Source organism: Citrobacter portucalensis, from assembly GCF_002042885.1.
Taxonomy (GTDB): Bacteria; Pseudomonadota; Gammaproteobacteria; order Enterobacterales; family Enterobacteriaceae; genus Citrobacter; species Citrobacter portucalensis.
Genome location: NZ_MVFY01000010.1, coordinates 90,158 through 110,707, shown reverse-complemented (window position 1 = coordinate 110,707; position 20,550 = coordinate 90,158). Strand labels below are relative to the sequence as shown.

Genomic DNA, 20,550 nt, shown 5'->3' with positions numbered 1-20,550 from the left:
CGGACGGCATCATATCGTAGGCCGGATAAGACGCGTTAGCGTCGACATCCGGCAATAATGCACTCAGTTATTCTGATAAATATCCTTGTACAACCGGCTCTCGAAGCGCACCAACGGAATACGGCGATTACGCTGGTCAGCTGGCTCTACCGCATAACCAGATAAATACTGCACGAATGCCATGCGTTGGCCGCTTGCCGTGGTGATGAAACCTGCGAGGTTATAAACCCCCTGCAGCGAGCCTGTCTTCGCCGATACTTTGCCATCCACACCAGCCTGATGCAGACCCGCACGGTATTGCAGAGAGCCGTCGTGACCCGCCAGCGGCAGCATAGTGATAAAGTTCAGCTCGTTATCGTGTTGAGCGATATATTGCAGCACCTGCATCATGGTCGCTGGGGCAATCAGGTTATGGCGGGAGAGGCCAGAACCGTCGGCAATAATGGTGTTGCCGATATCAACGCCTGCCTGCTGACGTAAAATCTGGCGCACGGCATCAGAACCCGCCCGCCAGGTGCCCGGCACGTTAAATCGGGCATGACCAATCATACGGAAAACGGTATCGGCAATCATGTTGTCCGATTTTTTCAGCATAATCTTAAGCAGGTCATGTAGCGGCGCAGACTGTTTACTGGCGACCACCGTTCCTGGTTCGTTGACCAACGTCTGGCGCAGCAGCGTACCGCTGTAGGTGATACCTGCTTGTTTTAGCTCATCTTTGATAATTGCCCCTGCATAGCTGGCACCGTCCTGAATGGCGAACGCCAGCGGCAGCGGATCGGCTCGTTGTGGCAGGCATCCGGTCAGCGTATAGCGGTTGAGATCGCCGGGAACTACATCCAGTTCACAATATTGCGCTTCCGCAGAACCTCGGGCGAGAGTTCGCACCTGACTGAACATGGTGACCGGGTAATAAGATGCCACGCGAATAAAGGCGAGATCGTTGGGTTTTTGCGCGCTGTAGAGTGAAACCGAGAAACAGTTTCTATCGACAATAGCCGCTGCGGGCGGTGCACTAAAACACTGCGTCATGTCGTTCCAGGGCCAGCCGGGCGCTTTATCATGACTGGCAAAAATAGAGGTGTCGATCAGGATATTCCCGGCAATTTGCGTCACACCTGATTTTTTCAGGGTTGCCACCATATTGCGAATATCCTGGCGTTTTAGCGTCGGATCGGCACCAAATCGTGCCACTAAGTCACCTTTCAATACGCCGCCTTCCACGCTGCCTTTGGTCTCGAGCGTGGTGGTAAAACGAAAGTCAGGCCCGAGCTGAATCAATGCCGCCAGCGCGGTGATTACTTTCTGGGTACTGGCGGGCAGCGCCATCTGCTGGCTATGAAAATCAATAGCGGGTGCAGGTGCGCCAACCTTCTGTACCATAAGGGCGAGGTTGGCCCCGGCAGGGAGCTGATTGATATACTCGTCGACGTTCGCAGCCTGAACGCTGAACGCTATACTGGCAGTCAATCCGATGGTAAATCTGGAAAATCGCATAATCTCGCGCTAACAACCTGGAAACAGGCCGTCATACTACGGCGCAACGCCCCAAAAAGTAAACGATGACCCATAAGGAACTCCAGGGTAAAATGATCATCAAATAGAGAATTGTAGCTGACCTGGGACCTTGAGCCCCGGGTCGGTATTTTTTTGCTTCTGACTCTGGCATGACACACGCCAGGGTGGGCTTAGCAGCCGGGGTGAGAGCAACTACCCCCTACAGGAATGTTCAAGAGGTATAACAAATGCAAGCTATCCCGATGACCTTACGTGGTGCTGAAAAACTGCGCGAAGAGCTGGATTTTCTGAAATCTGTGCGCCGTCCTGAAATTATTGCCGCTATCGCTGAAGCGCGTGAGCACGGTGACCTGAAAGAGAACGCGGAGTATCACGCGGCGCGCGAACAGCAGGGTTTCTGCGAAGGACGCATTAAAGATATCGAAGCTAAACTGTCCAACGCGCAGGTAATCGACGTTACTAAAATGCCGAACAATGGCCGCGTTGTTTTCGGTGCGACGGTTACCGTTCTGAATCTCGATAACGATGAAGAGCAGACCTGGCGTATTGTCGGCGATGATGAAGCCGATTTTAAACAGAACCTGATTTCAGTGAACTCGCCTATCGCTCGTGGCCTGATCGGTAAAGAGCAGGATGACGTCGTAGTTATCAAAACGCCGGGCGGCGAAGTGGAATATGAAGTGACGAAGGTAGAATACCTGTAATTCGCATCTTGGTTAAGATGTTGATACATTGTAAAGAAAGGAAAAAGGCCGCATAGCGGCCTTTTATCAACGAAGAGAGCGTGGCATTTTGCTCTCCTGCTAGCGGAAAACCCCGCGTTTTACACAAACTTCGTGTGCAACTTTGGGATATTCTTAGCGTGGCAGCGAGATTTTACGTTCTTTAGTCGGGCGATACAGTACCAGCGTTTTGCCGATGACCTGTACATTGCAGGCGCCGGTTTCGCGTACGATAGCTTCCACGATCAAGGTTTTAGTATCGCGATCTTCCGAGGCGATTTTCACCTTGATAAGTTCATGGTGCTCTAACGCTTGTTCAATCTCGGCCAGTACCCCTTCGGTCAAACCATTATTGCCAAGCATAACTACAGGCTTGAGCGGATGTGCCAGACCTTTCAGGTGCTGTTTTTGTTTAGTACTCAGATTCATCGTATATTTTTGCTTACGTTGGGATTGAAAACGGGTCATTCTACCGCCATCTCCCATATATCACCAAATAGCTGTGTAGAAATTTACACCATTGGTTACGATGAACTGCCCTTTGGGAATGTGAAATGACAGGTAAAAAGCGTTCTGCCAGCTCGAGTCGCTGGCTTCAGGAACACTTTAGCGATAAATATGTTCAACAGGCGCAGAAAAAGGGGTTACGTTCCCGTGCCTGGTTTAAACTTGATGAAATACAGCAAAGTGACAAAATTTTTAAACCGGGGATGACGATAGTTGATCTCGGTGCTGCACCCGGTGGCTGGTCGCAATATGCAGTTACGCAGATCGGCAACACCGGCCGCATTATCGCTTGCGATCTTTTACCTATGGATCCAATCGTTGGTGTGGACTTCCTTCAGGGCGACTTTCGTGATGAATTAGTCCTGAAAGCGTTACTTGAACGCGTAGGTGACAGTAAAGTACAAGTTGTCATGTCTGATATGGCGCCAAATATGTGTGGAACACCGGCGGTGGATATTCCCCGGGCCATGTATCTGGTAGAGCTGGCGCTTGGAATGGCTCGTGATGTATTAGCGCCAGGTGGTAGTTTTGTAGTGAAGGTGTTCCAGGGCGAAGGCTTCGATGAGTATCTAAGAGAGATTCGCTCCCTGTTTACGAAGGTCAAAGTTCGTAAGCCGGACTCTTCTCGCGCCCGTTCGCGTGAAGTGTATATTGTAGCGACCGGGCGTAAACCATAACCGGCAGATTTCAAACGAAAGTTTGAAAGAAACTGGATATAGAGTATCCTGACGCTGTTTTTAACACAGTTGTAATATGAGGTTAATCCCTTGAGTGACATGGCGAAAAACCTAATTCTCTGGCTGGTCATTGCCGTTGTGCTGATGTCAGTATTCCAGAGCTTTGGGCCCAGCGAGTCTAATGGCCGTAAGGTTGATTACTCTACCTTCCTGCAAGAGGTCAATCAGGACCAGGTTCGTGAAGCGAAGATCAACGGACGTGAGATTAACGTTACCAAGAAAGATAGTAACCGTTACACGACCTACATCCCGGTTAACGATCCGAAGCTGCTTGATAACCTGCTGACCAAAAACGTCAAGGTTGTTGGCGAACCACCTGAAGAGCCGAGCCTGCTGGCTTCTATCTTCATTTCCTGGTTCCCAATGCTGCTGCTGATTGGTGTCTGGATCTTCTTCATGCGTCAGATGCAGGGCGGTGGTGGCAAAGGTGCCATGTCGTTCGGCAAGAGCAAAGCGCGCATGCTAACGGAAGATCAGATCAAAACGACTTTTGCTGACGTTGCGGGTTGTGACGAAGCAAAAGAAGAAGTCGCTGAGCTGGTTGAGTATCTGCGCGAACCGAGCCGTTTCCAGAAACTGGGCGGTAAAATCCCGAAAGGCGTCCTGATGGTTGGTCCTCCGGGTACGGGTAAAACCCTGCTGGCGAAAGCTATCGCAGGTGAAGCGAAGGTTCCATTCTTCACAATTTCCGGTTCTGATTTCGTGGAAATGTTCGTGGGTGTCGGTGCATCTCGTGTGCGTGACATGTTCGAACAAGCCAAGAAAGCGGCACCGTGCATCATCTTCATCGATGAAATCGACGCCGTAGGTCGCCAGCGTGGCGCAGGTCTGGGCGGTGGTCACGATGAACGTGAACAGACGCTGAACCAGATGCTGGTTGAGATGGACGGCTTCGAAGGTAACGAAGGTATTATCGTTATCGCAGCAACTAACCGTCCGGACGTTCTTGACCCTGCGCTGCTGCGTCCAGGCCGTTTCGACCGTCAGGTTGTGGTTGGTTTGCCAGACGTTCGCGGTCGTGAACAGATCCTGAAAGTGCATATGCGTCGCGTACCGCTGTCTCCGGATATCGATGCGGCAATCATTGCACGTGGCACGCCTGGCTTCTCCGGTGCGGACCTCGCGAACCTGGTGAACGAAGCGGCGCTGTTTGCTGCTCGTGGCAACAAGCGCGTAGTGTCGATGGTTGAGTTCGAAAAAGCGAAAGACAAAATCATGATGGGTGCGGAACGTCGCTCCATGGTGATGACGGAAGCGCAGAAAGAATCTACCGCGTATCACGAAGCTGGCCACGCGATTATCGGTCGCCTGGTACCGGAACACGATCCGGTGCACAAAGTAACGATTATCCCGCGCGGTCGTGCGCTGGGTGTGACCTTCTTCCTGCCTGAAGGCGACGCAATCAGCGCCAGCCGTCAGAAACTGGAAAGTCAGATCTCCACACTGTACGGTGGCCGTCTGGCGGAAGAGATCATCTACGGTGCTGAACATGTTTCTACCGGTGCGTCGAACGACATTAAAGTCGCGACTAACCTGGCGCGTAACATGGTTACTCAGTGGGGCTTCTCCGATAAACTCGGTCCGTTGCTGTACGCTGAAGAAGAAGGCGAAGTGTTCCTGGGACGTTCTGTGGCGAAAGCGAAACACATGTCCGATGAAACCGCTCGCATTATCGATCAGGAAGTTAAGCTGCTGATTGAACGTAACTATGACCGTGCACGTCGTTTGCTGAACGAAAACATGGACATTCTGCACTCGATGAAAGATGCGCTCATGAAATATGAGACCATCGATGCGCCGCAGATTGACGATCTGATGGCTCGCCGCGACGTGCGTCCGCCAGCGGGTTGGGAAGAACCGGGTTCTTCTAACAATAACTCTGGCAGCACCGGCAAACCGAGTGCACCGCGTCCGGTTGATGAACCGCGTGCGCCGGACTCTGGCACTATGTCAGAGCAACTGGGCGACAAATAAGTTATCGTTGATGATGACCGTGTTTTAATTGAAAACCCTGGGGCTTGCTCCGGGGTTTTTCTTATCTGCATATTCAAGATTTTACCAGGGATAAAACTATGAAACTCTTTGCTCAGGGTTCTTCACTGGATCTCAGCCATCCGCACGTCATGGGGATTTTGAACGTCACGCCAGACTCATTTTCCGATGGTGGAGCGCACAACTCTCTGGTTGAGGCGGTAAAACACGCAAACCTGATGATTAACGCCGGGGCGACTATCATTGATGTGGGCGGTGAGTCCACGCGTCCGGGCGCGGCTGATGTGAGTGTGGAAGAAGAGTTGCAGCGAGTGATCCCAGTGGTCGAGGCGATTGCTCAGCGTTTTGAAGTGTGGATTTCGGTCGATACCTCAAAACCCGAAGTGATTCGCGAATGCGCCAGAGTTGGCGCGCATATCATCAATGATATTCGCTCGCTCTCGGAGCCTGGAGCGCTGGAAGCCGCAGCGGAGACCGGATTACCGGTTTGCCTGATGCATATGCAGGGGCAGCCGAAAACCATGCAGGAAGCACCAAAGTATGAGGATGTTTTTGCTGAGGTAAACCGTTACTTTGTTGAGCAAATAGCACGTTGCGAGCGGGCTGGAATCACAAAAGATAAATTGTTGCTCGACCCCGGATTCGGATTCGGTAAAAATCTCACTCACAACTACACATTACTGGCACGTTTGTCTGAGTTTCATCATTTTAATCTGCCATTGCTGGTTGGGATGTCACGAAAATCAATGGTTGGCCAGTTACTGAATGTGGGGCCATCTGAACGCCTGAGCGGTAGCCTTGCGTGCGCGGTGATTGCCGCAATGCAGGGGGCGCAGATCGTTCGTGTCCATGACGTCAAAGAAACCGTAGAAGCGATGCGTGTGGTGGAAGCCACATTGTCTGCAAAGGAAAAAAAACGCTATGAGTAATCGTAAATATTTTGGCACTGATGGGATCCGCGGTCGCGTAGGCGATGCCCCAATTACTCCTGACTTTGTGCTCAAGCTGGGCTGGGCTGCAGGGAAAGTGCTTGCTCGTCATGGTTCACGTAAAATTATTATCGGTAAAGATACGCGTATTTCCGGCTATATGCTGGAGTCTGCGCTGGAAGCGGGCCTGGCTGCCGCCGGACTCTCAGCCTCATTCACAGGGCCAATGCCAACACCCGCCGTTGCGTATCTGACGCGCGCCTTCCGTGCTGAGGCCGGGATTGTTATTTCCGCTTCGCACAACCCGTACTATGACAACGGGATTAAATTCTTCTCTACCGACGGGACTAAACTGCCGGATGCAGTGGAAGAAGCCATTGAAGCCGAGATGGAAAAAGCGATCACCTGCGTGGATTCCGCTGAACTGGGTAAAGCCACGCGTATCGTTGATGCTGCCGGTCGCTATATCGAGTTTTGCAAAGGCACCTTCCCGAACGAACTGAGTCTGAATGAGCTTAAAATTGTGGTGGATTGCGCTAACGGTGCGACGTACCACATTGCGCCAAATGTACTGCGTGAACTGGGTGCAAACGTGATTGCCATTGGCTGTGAGCCAAACGGTGTGAATATCAATGAAGAAGTCGGCGCCACCGACGTCCGTGCCCTGCAGGCGCGCGTGATTGCGGAAAAAGCCGATCTGGGTATTGCGCTGGATGGCGATGGCGACCGCGTCATTATGGTTGATCACGAAGGTAATAAGGTCGATGGCGATCAGATCATGTATATCATCGCCCGTGAAGCCCTGCGTCAGGGTCAGCTGCGCGGTGGCGCGGTAGGTACGCTGATGAGCAACATGGGCCTCGAGCTGGCGCTGAAACAGCTGGGTATTCCGTTTGCCCGTGCAAAAGTTGGCGACCGCTATGTGCTGGAAAAAATGCAGGAAAAAGGCTGGCGTATCGGTGCCGAAAACTCAGGTCATGTGATCCTGCTGGACAAAACCACCACTGGTGACGGTATCGTGGCGGGTCTGCAGGTGCTGGCGGCGATGGTACGCAACCATATGAGCCTGCACGACCTGTGCAGCGGCATGAAAATGTTCCCACAACTGCTGGTTAACGTACGATACACAGCAGGTAGCGGCGATCCACTGGAACATGAAAACGTGAAAGCGGTGATGGCGGAAGTGGAAGCGGCGCTGGGTAACCGTGGACGCGTCCTGCTGCGTAAGTCTGGTACCGAACCGTTAATTCGTGTGATGGTTGAAGGTGAAGACGAAGCGCAGGTGACTGAATTCGCCCACCGTATTGCCGATGCTGTGAAAGCGGCGTAATTCCGAAGAAAGTGAAAGCCGGAGTCTGAGACTCCGGCTTTTTTTTACTGTACGGCAAGCGGCTGTTTACGTCGGCGCTGCCAGAAGTAACCACCGACCATCAGTAGCACAAGGACTGCCAGCCACGGCAGAACCGCCAGCAGATGCCCAGACCGGGCAAAGGTTAACGCAATCATCAGTAGCCAACCGCCCAGCATCGGAATCGCGGTACGCTTAACAATATCCACAGGCGAGACACCTGCAATCCCTGCGATAGCAATGATTACGCCGGCGATGGGCGATAGCGTACGACCAATACCCGCCGAGATCTGGATAGGCAACATCATGACAGCGATATCGCTACCGATATGACGGCTGATGTCCGGCACCATGGGTGCGAAGGAGAAAAATGCCGCATTCCCGGAGCCCATCAGCGCTGAAATTGCGAAGGTGATCAGGGTCATCAGCAGGATAATAGAGGCGGCGCTGAGGCCAAATTCACCGGAAAGTGACAACAGTGCGTCAACGGCACCAATGGCTTTCAGTCCGGCGGAAAAGACTTCACCGGCGATAATCAGCGTCACGACGGTGGCAAAAACGCTGCCCATGCTGTCAAAAACCTTTTGTACGCCAGCCATCACCTCACGCGCCTTGCGATGACGGCAGTACTCACAAACCAGCGTAATAGCGAGGCTTATCAGTACAGCGGTATCCAGCGTGATCTTGAGAGAGCTGAATACTAAATCGCTGCACACCAGCATCAATACCAGCGGCAGCATGGGCAGAAACAGCCAGGCGATAGGTGCGTCGGCTTCATCAGTCGCCGTTAATGTCTGCATTTGCTGAGCGGCATTGTCGCCACTTTCCCGACGGTCAAAAAAGCGTTGCACAACAATATGCAGTAGGGCGATGAAAAGAATGACGGGCACAACGATTGGCAACTGATCCTGCACGAAATAGTTCACGACCTCGATGCCTGCAGTTTTGGCGGCGAGAACAGAGTTGCCGGAGCCGGGGCCAAACTCAACCGCACAGGTACTGGCGATAACGGCGGCAACCGCGGCGCGGCTACAGCCAAGACGGGTAAGCAGCGGGTAAAGCGTCGCCATCAACAGCAGACCCAATCCGGTGGCGCTGCTGATAAACAGCGACAGGAATTGACCCAATAGCAGTGCCAGCCCCAGCAGCAGATAAGGCGAGTTCAGACGCTGCAACGGACGAGAAGTCACCCGAACCAGCACCTGGCTTGCGCCAATGGCCGACATATAAGTGGCAAAACCACCAATCAGCATAATTTGCAGACCGAGGCCGCCGAGACGCACGCTCAGGGTATCGCGAATAAACTCAAAGGCGTCAAAGGGGCCAAATCCGGTGCTCTTTTTCACCAGGCCACTGAGTGAGGTCATTCCGCTAAAATGCGCGATAAGCAACAGCACAATCCCGGTCAATAACAGTACCGACTGGGGGTGATATTTTTTGAGGATCAGACGTCCGGCAAAAATGATGGCGATTAGCGCCAGTAGCAATGACATTCTTGCCCCCTTACTCGAAGTTGCCGGTAACCAGGCACTCGCCATCCCGCAGCAACGGTTTACCCGCGGCAAACAGATGGGCCAGCGAGAGGTCATCATTGAGTACACAGATATCAGCACGTTCTCCGGCGCAGAGCACGCCCCCGGAAATACCCAGCGAGCGCGCAACGTTTGCCGTCAGCATCGCGATGGCCTGTGGCACCGGAATCCCGACATCAATCAGGCGAGGAAGCAGGTTAAGATTGCCTGCGACCGGTGCTGCGCTTAAACCTTCAACGATACCCTGAGCGTTAAAGCGCGGAACGCTGCCATTGCCGTCAGAACTGATCGTGATGCGCTCCGCCGGAACCTGTGCTTCGAGTGCGTGGAGAATCGCTTGCTCCTGAGGCATAAAACGACTGCCACCGGACGTAACATCGATATGGCCGCCGCGATGGGCGAAAGCAATCGCCTGTTCGAACAAGGGCTCAGTTCTCGCAACATGCGTCGGTGAAATATGGTGAATCGGAATACCCGCATCACACAGCTCAATAAGTTGCGACATCCCTTCCGGCAGATTCCCCAGGTGCACATGCAGCAAGCCTTTTTTCCCAGCCAGCAGGGAAGCGACGCGAATATCGCTCACTATCCTCAGCAACTCCTGGAAAGAGGGGTAAGAACCGCGGTGATCGGCGAGGGCGATTTTTACACCAAGAATTGCCGGAATGAAGGCCATATCATCGCGGATGGATCGCGTAATAGTTGGGCTGGGAACGGCGTAGGCTCCCGTGTGCATAAACGCACGTAATCCCTCAAGGTTGAGAGACTGCATTTTTGCGTAGAGGTCTTTGGGTGAACGAGAAATGGCATCGGTGCCTAACACGCCAACCACCGTGGTAATACCTGCCTGAATCAGGTCGCGCAGCTTGACGGCGGGCGTCCGACTGGCAAATCCGGCTTCACCACCGCCACCGGTAAGATGAACATGCTGATCGATGATACCAGGGATAACCCATTTACCCCGACAATCGATGACCTCGTTGATGCCATCAAACAATGAAATATCTTTTTCTACCGCCACAATTCGGTCGGCATGAATGAGCAGGGAGCAGAGGCCTAAATCCTCAGGAGAAAAAACACGGGCATTGGTCAATAAAGTAAACATAGCGGTCCTGTCAAACGTCGAGGGTGAGAGTCGGCAGGTGAAACGAAATATTGTTGTTATGATGCCCACCATAAAGCCATTACTATAACTATGACTATTACCGATTTGTTATTGGAGGATGCGGTTATGGCATGGCGGAGAGCACAACGTGGATTGTAAGTGGCTGGAAGATTTTCTGGCCTTGAGCCAGCATGGAAACTACTCTCAGGCCGCGGCGCAGCGGCATATTACTCAACCTGCGTTGAGTCGGCGTATAAAGGCGCTGGAAGAGGTGCTGGGCGTGCCTTTGTTTGACCGGACAACGACCCCTGTCACGCTGACGCGCTATGGTGAACGCTTTGAACCTTATGCCCGGCACGTTCTCAGCACGTTAACAGAGGCACGCCATGAGCTGTCGGCGATGACGCCAGCAACGGATAACACGCTGGTGATGGTCAGCCTGCATACGCTGTCGGTGAATATCCTGCCGGATATGATCAACTACCTGCGACAGAGTGAGCCGCAGTTAAACTTTACGGTACACGCCAGTATCCAGGGGATAGACAACCACTTCAATGCCCTGATGAACCGGCAAATTGATTTACTGGTAACCTACGATTTACCGTCTGCCCAGCCGGGGCTGGAGATCGCCGGAGGGTTAAAACGTTCCCTATGGCGGTATGAGCGATTTATACCGGTTATTTCAGCCCAGTTGGCTGATGCGCTTAATGATCCGCATGCTCCGATTCCGTGGCTATGCTACAGCGACTACACCTTTGTCAGACGTATTATTGAGTCGGCAGAACAACGCGTCCGCCCACGGCTAAAAAAAGTATTTGAGAGTGGTTTAAGCGAAACGATACGAGAAATGGTACTGCGCCATATGGGAATGGCCTGGTTACCTGAATCGATGGTTGCGGAAGAGTTGGTGAATCAGCAAATTATTCACTGCTGGCCAGAAAATACAGACCTGATTTGTGAAATCCCCGTTGTGGTATGGGCGAATCTTGAAGATCAACGTGCCGTTATGCAGAGATGCTGGGAGAAGTTGCTGCGTTTTTGATTGATATGGCGATTTTTTCCGCAGTTGATACAATGCTAACAAATTGCCCTTGCGAAGGTTATTCGCTTTGGTTAGTATTCACACCCGCTTCAGTGGGAAACAGTAAATATTCCCGCTTTAATGGTCGAAGCATTGTACGCGGCAACTCCGCAAGGAACAGGTTGATTATGCACGAAGCTCTTTTAGTAGTTTTCCTTATTGTGGCAATTGGTCTGGTAGGCTTGATCATGCTGCAGCAAGGCAAAGGCGCTGATATGGGAGCCTCTTTTGGCGCAGGCGCTTCTGGTACTCTGTTTGGTTCAAGTGGTTCTGGTAACTTCATGACCCGTATGACAGCTGTATTGGGAACCTTGTTCTTCATCATCAGTCTGGTGCTGGGTAACATGAACAGCAACAAGACCAATAAAGGAAGTGAGTGGGAAAATCTGAGCGCACCGGCGAAAACCGAGCAAACTCAGCCAGCTGCTCCGGCTCAGCCGACCAGCGATATCCCACGCTAAGTATTCTGTACCGAGGTGGTGGAATTGGTAGACACGCTACCTTGAGGTGGTAGTGCCCTAACGGGCTTGTGGGTTCGAGTCCCATCCTCGGTACCAAATTCCAAAAAAAAGACGCTGCAAAGCGTCTTTTTTTTCGTCTGTTATTTGTGGCTATCCTGTAGGTCGGATAAGGCGTTAACGCCGCCATCCGACATTATTACAACGCCTGATGGCGCTACGCTTATCAGGCCTACAGACACCTTATATTCCGCGCATAAAAAAGGCCGCTTACGCGGCCTTAAGATAGTGAATCTTTACTTCGCCTTATTTTCCAGATTCTCAACCTGCGGCAGGCCGGTTGCGGAAGAGGCGGTCAGCAGGCCAGACTGCGCATAGCCGAACAGCTTCTCGCGGGTATCGGTGATATCCAGATTACGCATGGTCAACTGACCGATACGGTCGTCCGGAGAGAATACGGAGTCGCCTTTTTCCATCGTCAGACGTTCTGGTTTGTACGTCAGATTGTCAGACACGGTGTTGAGGATTGAGTAGTCATTACCGCGACGCAGTTCCAGCGTCACTTCACCGGTAATCTGGCTGGCAACCCAACGCTGCAGACCGTCACGCAGCATCAATGCCTGCGAGTCGAACCAACGGCCCTGATACAGCAGTTTGCCCAACTGACGACCATGAGAGTGATATTGCTCAATGGTGTCTTCGTTATGGATACCGGTCAGCAGACGCTCGTAAGCGATGTGCAGCAATGCCATCCCCGGGGCTTCGTAGATGCCACGGCTCTTCGCTTCAATGATACGGTTTTCAATCTGATCGCTCATACCCAGACCGTGACGGCCGCCGATACGGTTGGCTTCCAGCATCATCTCAACGTCGTCGCTGAAGGTTTTACCGTTAAGAGCAACCGGATGACCCTGTTCAAAACGCACGGTCACTTCTTCTGCCGGGATCTTCACGCTCTCATCCCAGAACTTCACGCCCATAATCGGGTTGACGATTTTGACACTGGAGTTCAGGAATTCCAGATCTTTTGCTTCGTGAGTCGCACCGAGCATATTGGAGTCTGTTGAGTACGCTTTCTCAACGGACATTTTGTAGTCGAAACCACAGGCAATCATAAATTCGGACATCTCATGGCGACCACCGAGTTCATCGATAAAATCGGTATCCAGCCATGGTTTGTAAATCTGCAGTTCGGCGTTGGTCAGCAGACCGTAACGATAGAAACGTTCAATATCGTTACCTTTATAGGTGCTACCGTCGCCCCAGATATTTACGCCATCTTCTTTCATGGCGGCAACCAGCATGGTGCCGGTCACGGCACGGCCCAGCGGGGTGGTATTGAAATAGGTCAGTCCGCCGGTGGTGTTGTGGAATGCACCGCACTGAATGGCAGCGATCCCTTCGGCAACCAGCTGCTTACGGCAATCTACCAGGCGAGCATTCTCAGCACCATATTCCATTGCACGGCGAGGAATGGCGTCATAGTCATCCTCATCCGGCTGGCCCAAATTCGCAGTATATGCATATGGGACAGCCCCTTTTTGTCGCATCCACAGCAGTGCTGCACTGGTGTCCAGGCCGCCGGAAAAAGCGATACCAATACGTTGACCTACCGGGAGATGCTTGAGAATCGTCGTCATAAAATAAAACCCTGCTTGATAGACTGGTGAAGAGGTCGGCTTATTATACTAATTGCATTTTTATGCAAAATAAATGAGTTTTCATTTAATCATCTTTTCTGGATGACAGGAAGAGTTTAGTGATAATTTCGTTAAATAACGGCGTGGGCGGCATATTTATCTTGCTGGGCTAGCGCTGGGCAGCATTCATTGATTTGCATAGTCGTAACAAGGTTGACATAACGCATAGTGAATCAATATACTGTGCGCAGATTTTACGTCCCGTCTCGGTACCAAATCCCAGCAGTATTTGCATTTTTTACCCAAAACGAGTAAAATTTGCCACGTTTCAGGCGCGGGGTGGAGCAGCCTGGTAGCTCGTCGGGCTCATAACCCGAAGGTCGTCGGTTCAAATCCGGCCCCCGCAACCACTTTCCCTTAGAGTTCTTTTTCAAATATACTGTGAAGACTTAGGCCTTCGTAGCTGGATTTGAAAAAAATTCTTTCGGAAGGTTCTCCGAACCGCAGGTGCGGTTATAGGGTTCAGTTATCTAAAGCCCCGATTTATCGGGGTTTTTTGTTATCTGACTACAGAATAACTGGGCTTTAGGCCCTTTTTTTATGTCTTGGGGGTGGGCTTGTCCACATTAGAGCAAAAATTAACAGAGATGATTACAGCGCCAGTTGAAGCCCTGGGCTACGAACTGGTCGGCATCGAATTTATTCGTGGTCGCACATCCACACTGCGCATCTATATTGATAGTGAAGATGGCATCAATGTTGATGATTGTGCTGATGTGAGCCATCAGGTAAGCGCCGTGATGGATGTCGAAGACCCAATCACCGTTGCCTATAACCTGGAAGTCTCCTCTCCGGGTCTCGACCGTCCTCTGTTCACAGCTGAACACTACGTGCGTTTCCTGGGTGAAGAAGTCACGCTGGTTCTTCGTATGGCGGTACAAAACCGTCGTAAATGGCAGGGCGTTATCAAAGCGGTGGACGGTGAGATGATCACGGTCACAGTCGAAGGCAAAGATGAAGTGTTCGCGCTGAGTAATATCCAGAAGGCGAACCTGGTTCCCCACTTTTAACAGTCTGGATTGAGGTGAAAAGCCCGCGATGAACAAAGAAATTTTGGCTGTTGTTGAAGCCGTATCCAACGAAAAAGCGCTGCCACGCGAGAAAATTTTTGAAGCGCTGGAAAGTGCGCTGGCTACAGCAACAAAGAAAAAATATGAGCAAGAGATCGACGTTCGCGTAGAAATCGATCGTAAAAGCGGTGATTTCGATACTTTCCGTCGTTGGGTAATCGTAGAAGAAGTTACTCAGCCGACCAAAGAAATTACGCTGGAAGCGGCACGCTTCGAAGACGAAAGTCTGAACGTGGGCGAATATGTTGAAGATCAGATTGAATCTGTCACCTTTGACCGTATCACCACCCAGACCGCGAAGCAGGTTATCGTACAGAAAGTACGTGAAGCTGAACGCGCAATGGTTGTTGATCAGTTCCGCGAACACGAAGGCGAAATCGTCACCGGTGTGGTGAAGAAAGTAAACCGCGACAACATTTCTCTGGATCTGGGCAGCAATGCTGAAGCTGTGATCCTGCGTGAAGACATGCTGCCGCGTGAAAACTTCCGCCCTGGTGACCGTATTCGTGGTGTTCTGTACTCAGTTCGCCCGGAAGCGCGCGGTGCACAGCTGTTCGTAACCCGTTCCAAGCCGGAAATGCTGATTGAGCTGTTCCGCATTGAAGTGCCGGAAATCGGCGAAGAAGTTATCGAAATTAAAGCGGCTGCTCGCGATCCGGGATCGCGTGCGAAAATCGCCGTTAAGACCAACGACAAGCGTATTGATCCGGTCGGCGCCTGTGTTGGTATGCGCGGTGCGCGCGTTCAGGCGGTTTCTACCGAACTGGGCGGCGAGCGTATCGATATCGTCCTGTGGGATGATAACCCGGCGCAGTTCGTGATTAACGCAATGGCGCCAGCAGACGTCGCTTCTATCGTGGTGGATGAAGACAAACACACCATGGATATCGCGGTTGAAGCCGGTAACCTGGCTCAGGCGATTGGACGTAATGGTCAGAACGTCCGCCTGGCTTCACAACTGAGCGGTTGGGAACTCAACGTGATGACCGTTGATGACCTGCAAGCGAAGCATCAGGCTGAAGCACATGCTGCCATCGATACCTTCACCAAATATCTCGATATCGATGAAGATTTCGCGACTGTTCTGGTGGAAGAAGGTTTTGCGACGCTGGAAGAACTGGCCTACGTGCCAATGAAAGAACTGCTGGAAATTGACGGCCTGGATGAACAGACCGTTGAAGCGCTGCGCGAGCGTGCTAAAAACGCACTGACCACTCTGGCACTGGCCCAGGAAGAAAGCCTCGGTGATAACAAACCGGCTGACGATCTGCTGAATCTGGAAGGATTGGATCGTGAGATGGCCTTCAAACTGGCGGCCCGTGGTGTTTGTACGCTGGAAGATCTCGCTGAACAGGGCATTGATGATCTGGCTGATATCGAAGGGTTGACCGACGAAAAAGCCGGTGAGCTGATTATGGCTGCCCGTAATATTTGCTGGTTCGGCGACGAAGCGTAATAAACTGTAGCAGGAAGGAACAGTATGACAGATGTAACCGTAAAAACGCTGGCTGCAGAGATACAGACTTCCGTAGATCGCCTGGTACAGCAATTTGCTGATGCCGGTATCCCGAAGTCTGCTGACGACTCTGTGTCCGCACAAGAGAAACAAACCTTACTGGCGCATTTGAACCGTGAAAACGGCTCAGCGCCGGATAAGTTGACATTGCAGCGTAAAACGCGCAGTACTCTCAATATTCCAGGTACCGGTGGAAAAAGCAAATCGGTACAAATCGAAGTCCGCAAGACACGCACCTTTGTGAAACGCGATCCGCAAGAGGCTGAACGCCTTGCCGCGGAAGAGCAGGCGCAGCGTGAAGCGGAAGAGCAAGCCCGTCGTGAGGCAGAAGAAGCTGCCAAACGCGAGGCGCAACAAAAAGCCGAACGTGAGGCCGCAGAACAAGCTAAGCGTGAAGCCGCTGATAAAGCGAAACGTGAAGCTGCGGAAAAAGACAAAGTGAGCAATCAACAGACCGACGATATGACTAAAACCGCCCAGGCCGAAAAAGCCCGCCGTGAAAATGAAGCCGCAGAACTGAAGCGTAAAGCGGAAGAAGAAGCACGTCGCAAGCTTGAAGAAGAAGCGCGCCGCGTAGCGGAAGAAGCTCGCCGTATGGCGGAAGAAAACGAGAAAAATGGTGTGAATAACGCTGAACCTGTCGAAGACACCAGTGATTATCACGTCACCACCTCTCAGCATGCTCGCCAGGCTGAAGACGAGAACGATCGTGAAGTTGAAGGCGGTCGTGGTCGTACTCGCAGCACTAAAGCCGCGCGTCCGGCGAAGAAAGGCAATAAACACGCTGAATCTAAAGCTGACCGTGAAGAAGCACGTGCAGCGGTTCGCGGTGGTAAAGGCGGCAAGCAGCGTAAAGGTTCCGCTCTGCAGCAGGGCTTCCAGAAGCCAGCTCAGGCTGTTAACCGTGACGTTGTGATCGGCGAAACCATCACCGTTGGAGATCTGGCGAACAAGATGGCGGTTAAAGGCTCTCAGGTCATCAAAGCAATGATGAAACTGGGCGCAATGGCGACCATCAACCAGGTCATCGACCAGGAAACCGCACAGCTGGTTGCCGAAGAGATGGGCCACAAAGTTATCCTGCGTCGTGAAAACGAGCTGGAAGAAGCAGTAATGAGCGACCGTGACACCGGCGCTGCGGCAGAACCGCGCGCACCGGTAGTGACCATCATGGGTCACGTTGACCACGGTAAAACGTCTCTGCTGGACTACATTCGTTCAACGAAAGTGGCCTCTGGCGAAGCGGGCGGCATTACTCAGCACATCGGTGCGTACCACGTTGAAACTGACAACGGTATGATCACCTTCCTGGACACCCCGGGTCACGCCGCGTTTACCTCCATGCGTGCTCGTGGTGCTCAGGCAACGGATATCGTTGTTCTGGTTGTTGCAGCAGACGACGGCGTGATGCCGCAGACTATCGAAGCTATCCAGCACGCGAAAGCGGCAGGTGTGCCGGTAGTTGTTGCAGTCAACAAAATCGATAAACCGGAAGCGGATCCAGATCGCGTTAAAAACGAACTGTCCCAGTACGGCATCATGCCGGAAGAGTGGGGCGGCGAGAGCCAGTTCGTTCACGTTTCTGCGAAAGCGGGTACCGGTATCGACGAACTGCTGGATGCTATCCTGCTGCAGGCCGAAGTACTGGAACTGAAAGCTATCCGTAAAGGTATGGCGAGCGGTGCGGTTATCGAATCCTTCCTGGATAAAGGTCGTGGCCCGGTCGCTACCGTCCTGGTTCGCGAAGGTACCCTGAACAAGGGCGATATCGTTCTGTGTGGCTTCGAATATGGCCGCGTTCGTGCGATGCGTAACGAACTGGGTCAGGAAGTACTGGAAGCCGGTCCGTCCATTCCGGTGGAAATCCTCGGTCTGTCCGGTGTTCCGGCTGCCGGTGATGAAGTGACCGTCGTTCGTGACGAGAAGAAAGCGCGTGAAGTTGCACTGTACCGTCAGGGCAAATTCCGTGAAGTTAAACTGGCTCGTCAGCAGAAATCTAAACTTGAGAACATGTTCGCCAACATGACCGAAGGCGAAGTTCACGAAGTGAACATCGTGCTGAAGGCTGACGTACAGGGTTCTGTAGAAGCGATTTCCGACTCTTTACTGAAACTGTCTACCGACGAAGTAAAAGTGAAGATCATCGGTTCTGGCGTAGGTGGTATCACCGAAACCGACGCAACCCTGGCTGCGGCATCCAACGCGATTCTGGTTGGCTTCAACGTACGTGCTGATGCCTCTGCACGTAAAGTTATCGAATCAGAAAGTCTGGATCTGCGTTACTACTCCGTCATCTATCATCTGATCGACGAAGTGAAAGCAGCGATGAGCGGCATGCTGTCTCCGGAACTGAAACAGCAGATCATTGGTCTGGCTGAGGTTCGTGATGTGTTCAAATCACCGAAATTCGGCGCTATCGCAGGCTGTATGGTTACCGAAGGCACGATTAAACGTCACAACCCAATCCGCGTACTGCGCGACAACGTGGTTATCTATGAAGGCGAGCTGGAGTCCCTGCGCCGCTTCAAAGATGACGTTAACGAAGTCCGTAACGGTATGGAATGTGGTATCGGCGTTAAGAACTACAACGACGTTCGCGTTGGCGATATGATCGAAGTGTTCGAGATCATCGAGATCAAACGTACAATTGCTTAAGGTTGTTCGGGTGTAGGCCGGATAAGGCGTTTACGCCGACATCCGGCAATGTAATGCCTGATGGCGCTACGCTTATCAGGCCTACAGCCTAATCACCGAATTATTTTCAAAAGGGGCTGAATGCCCCTTTTTTGTCTGGAGAATTTATTATGGCGAAAGAATTTGGTCGCCCGCAGCGTGTCGCGCAGGAGATGCAGAAAGAAATCGCACTCATCCTGCAACGCGAAATCAAAGACCCGCGTGTTGGCATGATGACCACCGTATCGGGTGTTGAGATGTCTCGTGATCTGGCATATGCCAAAGTATTCGTGACTTTCCTCAACGATCAGGACGAAGCTGCCGTGAAAAACGGCATTAAGGCACTGCAGGAAGCCTCTGGTTTTATCCGCTCTCTGCTGGGTAAAGCAATGCGTCTGCGTATCGTGCCTGAGCTGACCTTCTTCTACGACAACTCGTTGGTTGAAGGGATGCGCATGTCCAACCTGGTGACCAGCGTGGTGAAACATGACGATGAGCGTCGTGTGAACCCAGCGGACGACAGCAAGGAGGACTGATGAGTCGTCCTCGTCGTCGTGGTCGCGATATTCATGGTGTCCTGCTGCTGGATAAGCCGCAGGGCATGTCCAGCAATGACGTGCTGCAAAAAGTAAAGCGCATCTACAATGCCAACCGCGCGGGACATACCGGCGCGTTGGATCCGCTGGCGACAGGCATGCTGCCTATCTGCCTTGGTGAAGCGACAAAGTTTTCACAGTATTTGCTGGATTCTGACAAACGCTATCGCGTGGTTGCCCGTCTGGGCCAGCGTACTGACACTTCCGATGCCGATGGGCAGATCGTGCAGGAGCGTCCGGTAACCTTCACCGCAGAACAACTGGCGAGCGCGCTGGAGACTTTCCGCGGCGATATCGAGCAGATTCCGTCGATGTATTCGGCGCTGAAGTATCAGGGTAAGAAGCTGTACGAATATGCGCGTCAGGGCATTGAAGTGCCGCGTGAAGCGCGCCCGATTACCGTCTATGAGCTGCTGTTTATCCGTCATGAAGGTAACGAACTGGAGCTGGAAGTTCACTGCTCCAAAGGCACCTATATTCGTACCATCGTTGACGATCTCGGTGAGAAGCTGGGCTGCGGCGCGCACGTAACGTATCTGCGTCGTTTGACGGTCAGCAAGTATCCGGTGGATCGTATGGTCACGCTGGAACACCTGCGTGAGCTGGTCGAACAGGCAGAACAGCAGAACATTCCGGCGGCTCAGTTGCTTGATCCTTTGCTGATGCCAATGGACAGTCCGGCATCGGACTATCCTGTTGTTAATTTGCCTTTAACATCGTCGGTTTACTTTAAAAATGGTAATCCGGTACGGACGACAGGCGCCCCGCTGGAAGGGCTGGTACGCGTGACGGAAGGCGATGACGGCAAGTTTATTGGCATGGGGGAGATGGACGATGAAGGTCGTGTCGCCCCCCGCCGCCTGGTGGTTGAGTATCCTGCATAGCGCTCTCTGTCTTGCGATAAAAGGGCGCTGCGAGTAGAATACTGCCGCTTAACGTCGCGTGAATTGTTTAACAATCTGCGTGGCGTATACACAAAATCATTCGAGCTGCATCAAGGCGGCAAGTCTGAGGATTCTCAGGAGCTTACTTAGGTAAGTGACTGAGGTGAGCGGACGCAGCCAAC

Annotated in this window: 17 protein-coding genes and 2 tRNA genes; 14 read left to right on the top strand and 5 right to left on the bottom strand. The window is 52.3% G+C overall.

The features are described from left to right. Window positions 1–63: 63 nt before the first annotated feature. Entirely contained in the window at window positions 64–1,497 is a 1,434-nt protein-coding gene (gene dacB / locus BZK40_RS16090; RefSeq protein WP_079934954.1) for a serine-type D-Ala-D-Ala carboxypeptidase, read from the bottom strand. Between the two features lie 248 nt (window positions 1,498–1,745). Between dacB and greA the strand changes: the two genes are divergently transcribed. After that, window positions 1,746–2,222, top strand: a complete 477-nt coding sequence (greA, locus tag BZK40_RS16080) for a transcription elongation factor GreA (RefSeq protein WP_003025019.1) — start codon at window positions 1,746–1,748, stop codon at window positions 2,220–2,222. A 153-nt stretch (window positions 2,223–2,375) separates the two neighbouring features. Here the strand turns inward: greA and yhbY are convergent, their stop codons facing one another. After that, window positions 2,376–2,669 (bottom strand): ribosome assembly RNA-binding protein YhbY, encoded by a 294-nt coding sequence (gene yhbY / locus BZK40_RS16070; protein ID WP_003025016.1) that lies wholly within the window; start codon window positions 2,667–2,669, stop codon window positions 2,376–2,378. Between the two features lie 125 nt (window positions 2,670–2,794). Here yhbY and rlmE point away from each other — a divergent pair, with 125 nt between their 5' ends. The 4 genes from rlmE (at window position 2,795) to glmM (ending at window position 7,735) form a co-directional block, all read left to right on the top strand. Further along, complete coding sequence (gene rlmE, locus BZK40_RS16065; protein ID WP_003025015.1) at window positions 2,795–3,424, top strand: 23S rRNA (uridine(2552)-2'-O)-methyltransferase RlmE; 630 nt, start codon at window positions 2,795–2,797, stop codon at window positions 3,422–3,424. Window positions 3,425–3,523: 99 nt separating this feature from the next. Then, window positions 3,524–5,458: an ATP-dependent zinc metalloprotease FtsH gene (ftsH, locus tag BZK40_RS16060; protein ID WP_003025013.1), complete on the top strand. Its 1,935-nt coding sequence runs from the start codon at window positions 3,524–3,526 to the stop codon at window positions 5,456–5,458. 98 nt (window positions 5,459–5,556) lie between these two features. Then, a complete protein-coding gene (folP, locus tag BZK40_RS16055) occupies window positions 5,557–6,405 on the top strand; it encodes a dihydropteroate synthase (protein ID WP_048225717.1) in 849 nt (282 codons plus the stop codon). Then, on the top strand, window positions 6,398–7,735 hold the full coding sequence (glmM, locus tag BZK40_RS16050; RefSeq protein WP_008785919.1) for a phosphoglucosamine mutase: 1,338 nt from the start codon (window positions 6,398–6,400) through the stop codon (window positions 7,733–7,735). Before folP ends, glmM begins: the two co-directional genes overlap by 8 nt. Before the next feature lie 44 nt (window positions 7,736–7,779). Here glmM and dcuC read toward each other — a convergent pair whose 3' ends face one another. Together dcuC and iadA are read right to left on the bottom strand one after the other, a co-directional pair. Next, window positions 7,780–9,246 (bottom strand): C4-dicarboxylate transporter DcuC, encoded by a 1,467-nt coding sequence (gene dcuC / locus BZK40_RS16045; protein WP_003025006.1) that lies wholly within the window; start codon window positions 9,244–9,246, stop codon window positions 7,780–7,782. A gap of 10 nt (window positions 9,247–9,256) precedes the next feature. Beyond that, window positions 9,257–10,390, bottom strand: coding sequence for a beta-aspartyl-peptidase (gene iadA, locus BZK40_RS16040; RefSeq protein WP_063941608.1), 1,134 nt, complete (start codon window positions 10,388–10,390; stop codon window positions 9,257–9,259). A 148-nt stretch (window positions 10,391–10,538) separates the two neighbouring features. Between iadA and BZK40_RS16035 the strand changes: the two genes are divergently transcribed. From BZK40_RS16035 to BZK40_RS16025, 3 genes are all read left to right on the top strand, one after another. Beyond that, window positions 10,539–11,432 carry a LysR family transcriptional regulator gene (locus tag BZK40_RS16035; protein ID WP_079934953.1) on the top strand — a complete coding sequence of 298 codons (894 nt, stop codon included), beginning with the start codon at window positions 10,539–10,541 and terminating at the stop codon, window positions 11,430–11,432. A gap of 167 nt (window positions 11,433–11,599) precedes the next feature. Further along, on the top strand, window positions 11,600–11,932 hold the full coding sequence (gene secG / locus BZK40_RS16030; RefSeq protein WP_003025000.1) for a preprotein translocase subunit SecG: 333 nt from the start codon (window positions 11,600–11,602) through the stop codon (window positions 11,930–11,932). Window positions 11,933–11,941: 9 nt separating this feature from the next. After that, window positions 11,942–12,028, top strand: a tRNA-Leu gene (locus BZK40_RS16025). Window positions 12,029–12,225: 197 nt separating this feature from the next. Here BZK40_RS16025 and argG read toward each other — a convergent pair. Beyond that, window positions 12,226–13,569, bottom strand: coding sequence for an argininosuccinate synthase (gene argG, locus BZK40_RS16020; RefSeq protein WP_079934952.1), 1,344 nt, complete (start codon window positions 13,567–13,569; stop codon window positions 12,226–12,228). 333 nt (window positions 13,570–13,902) lie between these two features. Between argG and BZK40_RS16015 the strand changes: the two genes are divergently transcribed. The 6 genes from BZK40_RS16015 (at window position 13,903) to truB (ending at window position 20,368) form a co-directional block, all read left to right on the top strand. Then, window positions 13,903–13,979, top strand: a tRNA-Met gene (locus BZK40_RS16015). A gap of 207 nt (window positions 13,980–14,186) precedes the next feature. Continuing rightward, window positions 14,187–14,639: a ribosome maturation factor RimP gene (gene rimP / locus BZK40_RS16010; protein WP_003024996.1), complete on the top strand. Its 453-nt coding sequence runs from the start codon at window positions 14,187–14,189 to the stop codon at window positions 14,637–14,639. 28 nt (window positions 14,640–14,667) lie between these two features. Continuing rightward, window positions 14,668–16,155, top strand: a complete 1,488-nt coding sequence (nusA, locus tag BZK40_RS16005; RefSeq protein ID WP_003024992.1) for a transcription termination factor NusA — start codon at window positions 14,668–14,670, stop codon at window positions 16,153–16,155. Window positions 16,156–16,179: 24 nt separating this feature from the next. After that, window positions 16,180–18,870: a translation initiation factor IF-2 gene (gene infB, locus BZK40_RS16000; protein ID WP_032945099.1), complete on the top strand. Its 2,691-nt coding sequence runs from the start codon at window positions 16,180–16,182 to the stop codon at window positions 18,868–18,870. Between the two features lie 149 nt (window positions 18,871–19,019). Then, entirely contained in the window at window positions 19,020–19,424 is a 405-nt protein-coding gene (gene rbfA, locus BZK40_RS15995; protein WP_003024988.1) for a 30S ribosome-binding factor RbfA, read from the top strand. Next, the gene (gene truB / locus BZK40_RS15990) at window positions 19,424–20,368 is read left to right on the top strand and encodes a tRNA pseudouridine(55) synthase TruB (RefSeq protein WP_003828704.1); all 945 of its coding nucleotides are present in this window, start codon (window positions 19,424–19,426) and stop codon (window positions 20,366–20,368) included. The genes rbfA and truB overlap by 1 nt, the downstream gene beginning before the upstream one ends. Window positions 20,369–20,550: the final 182 nt, after the last annotated feature.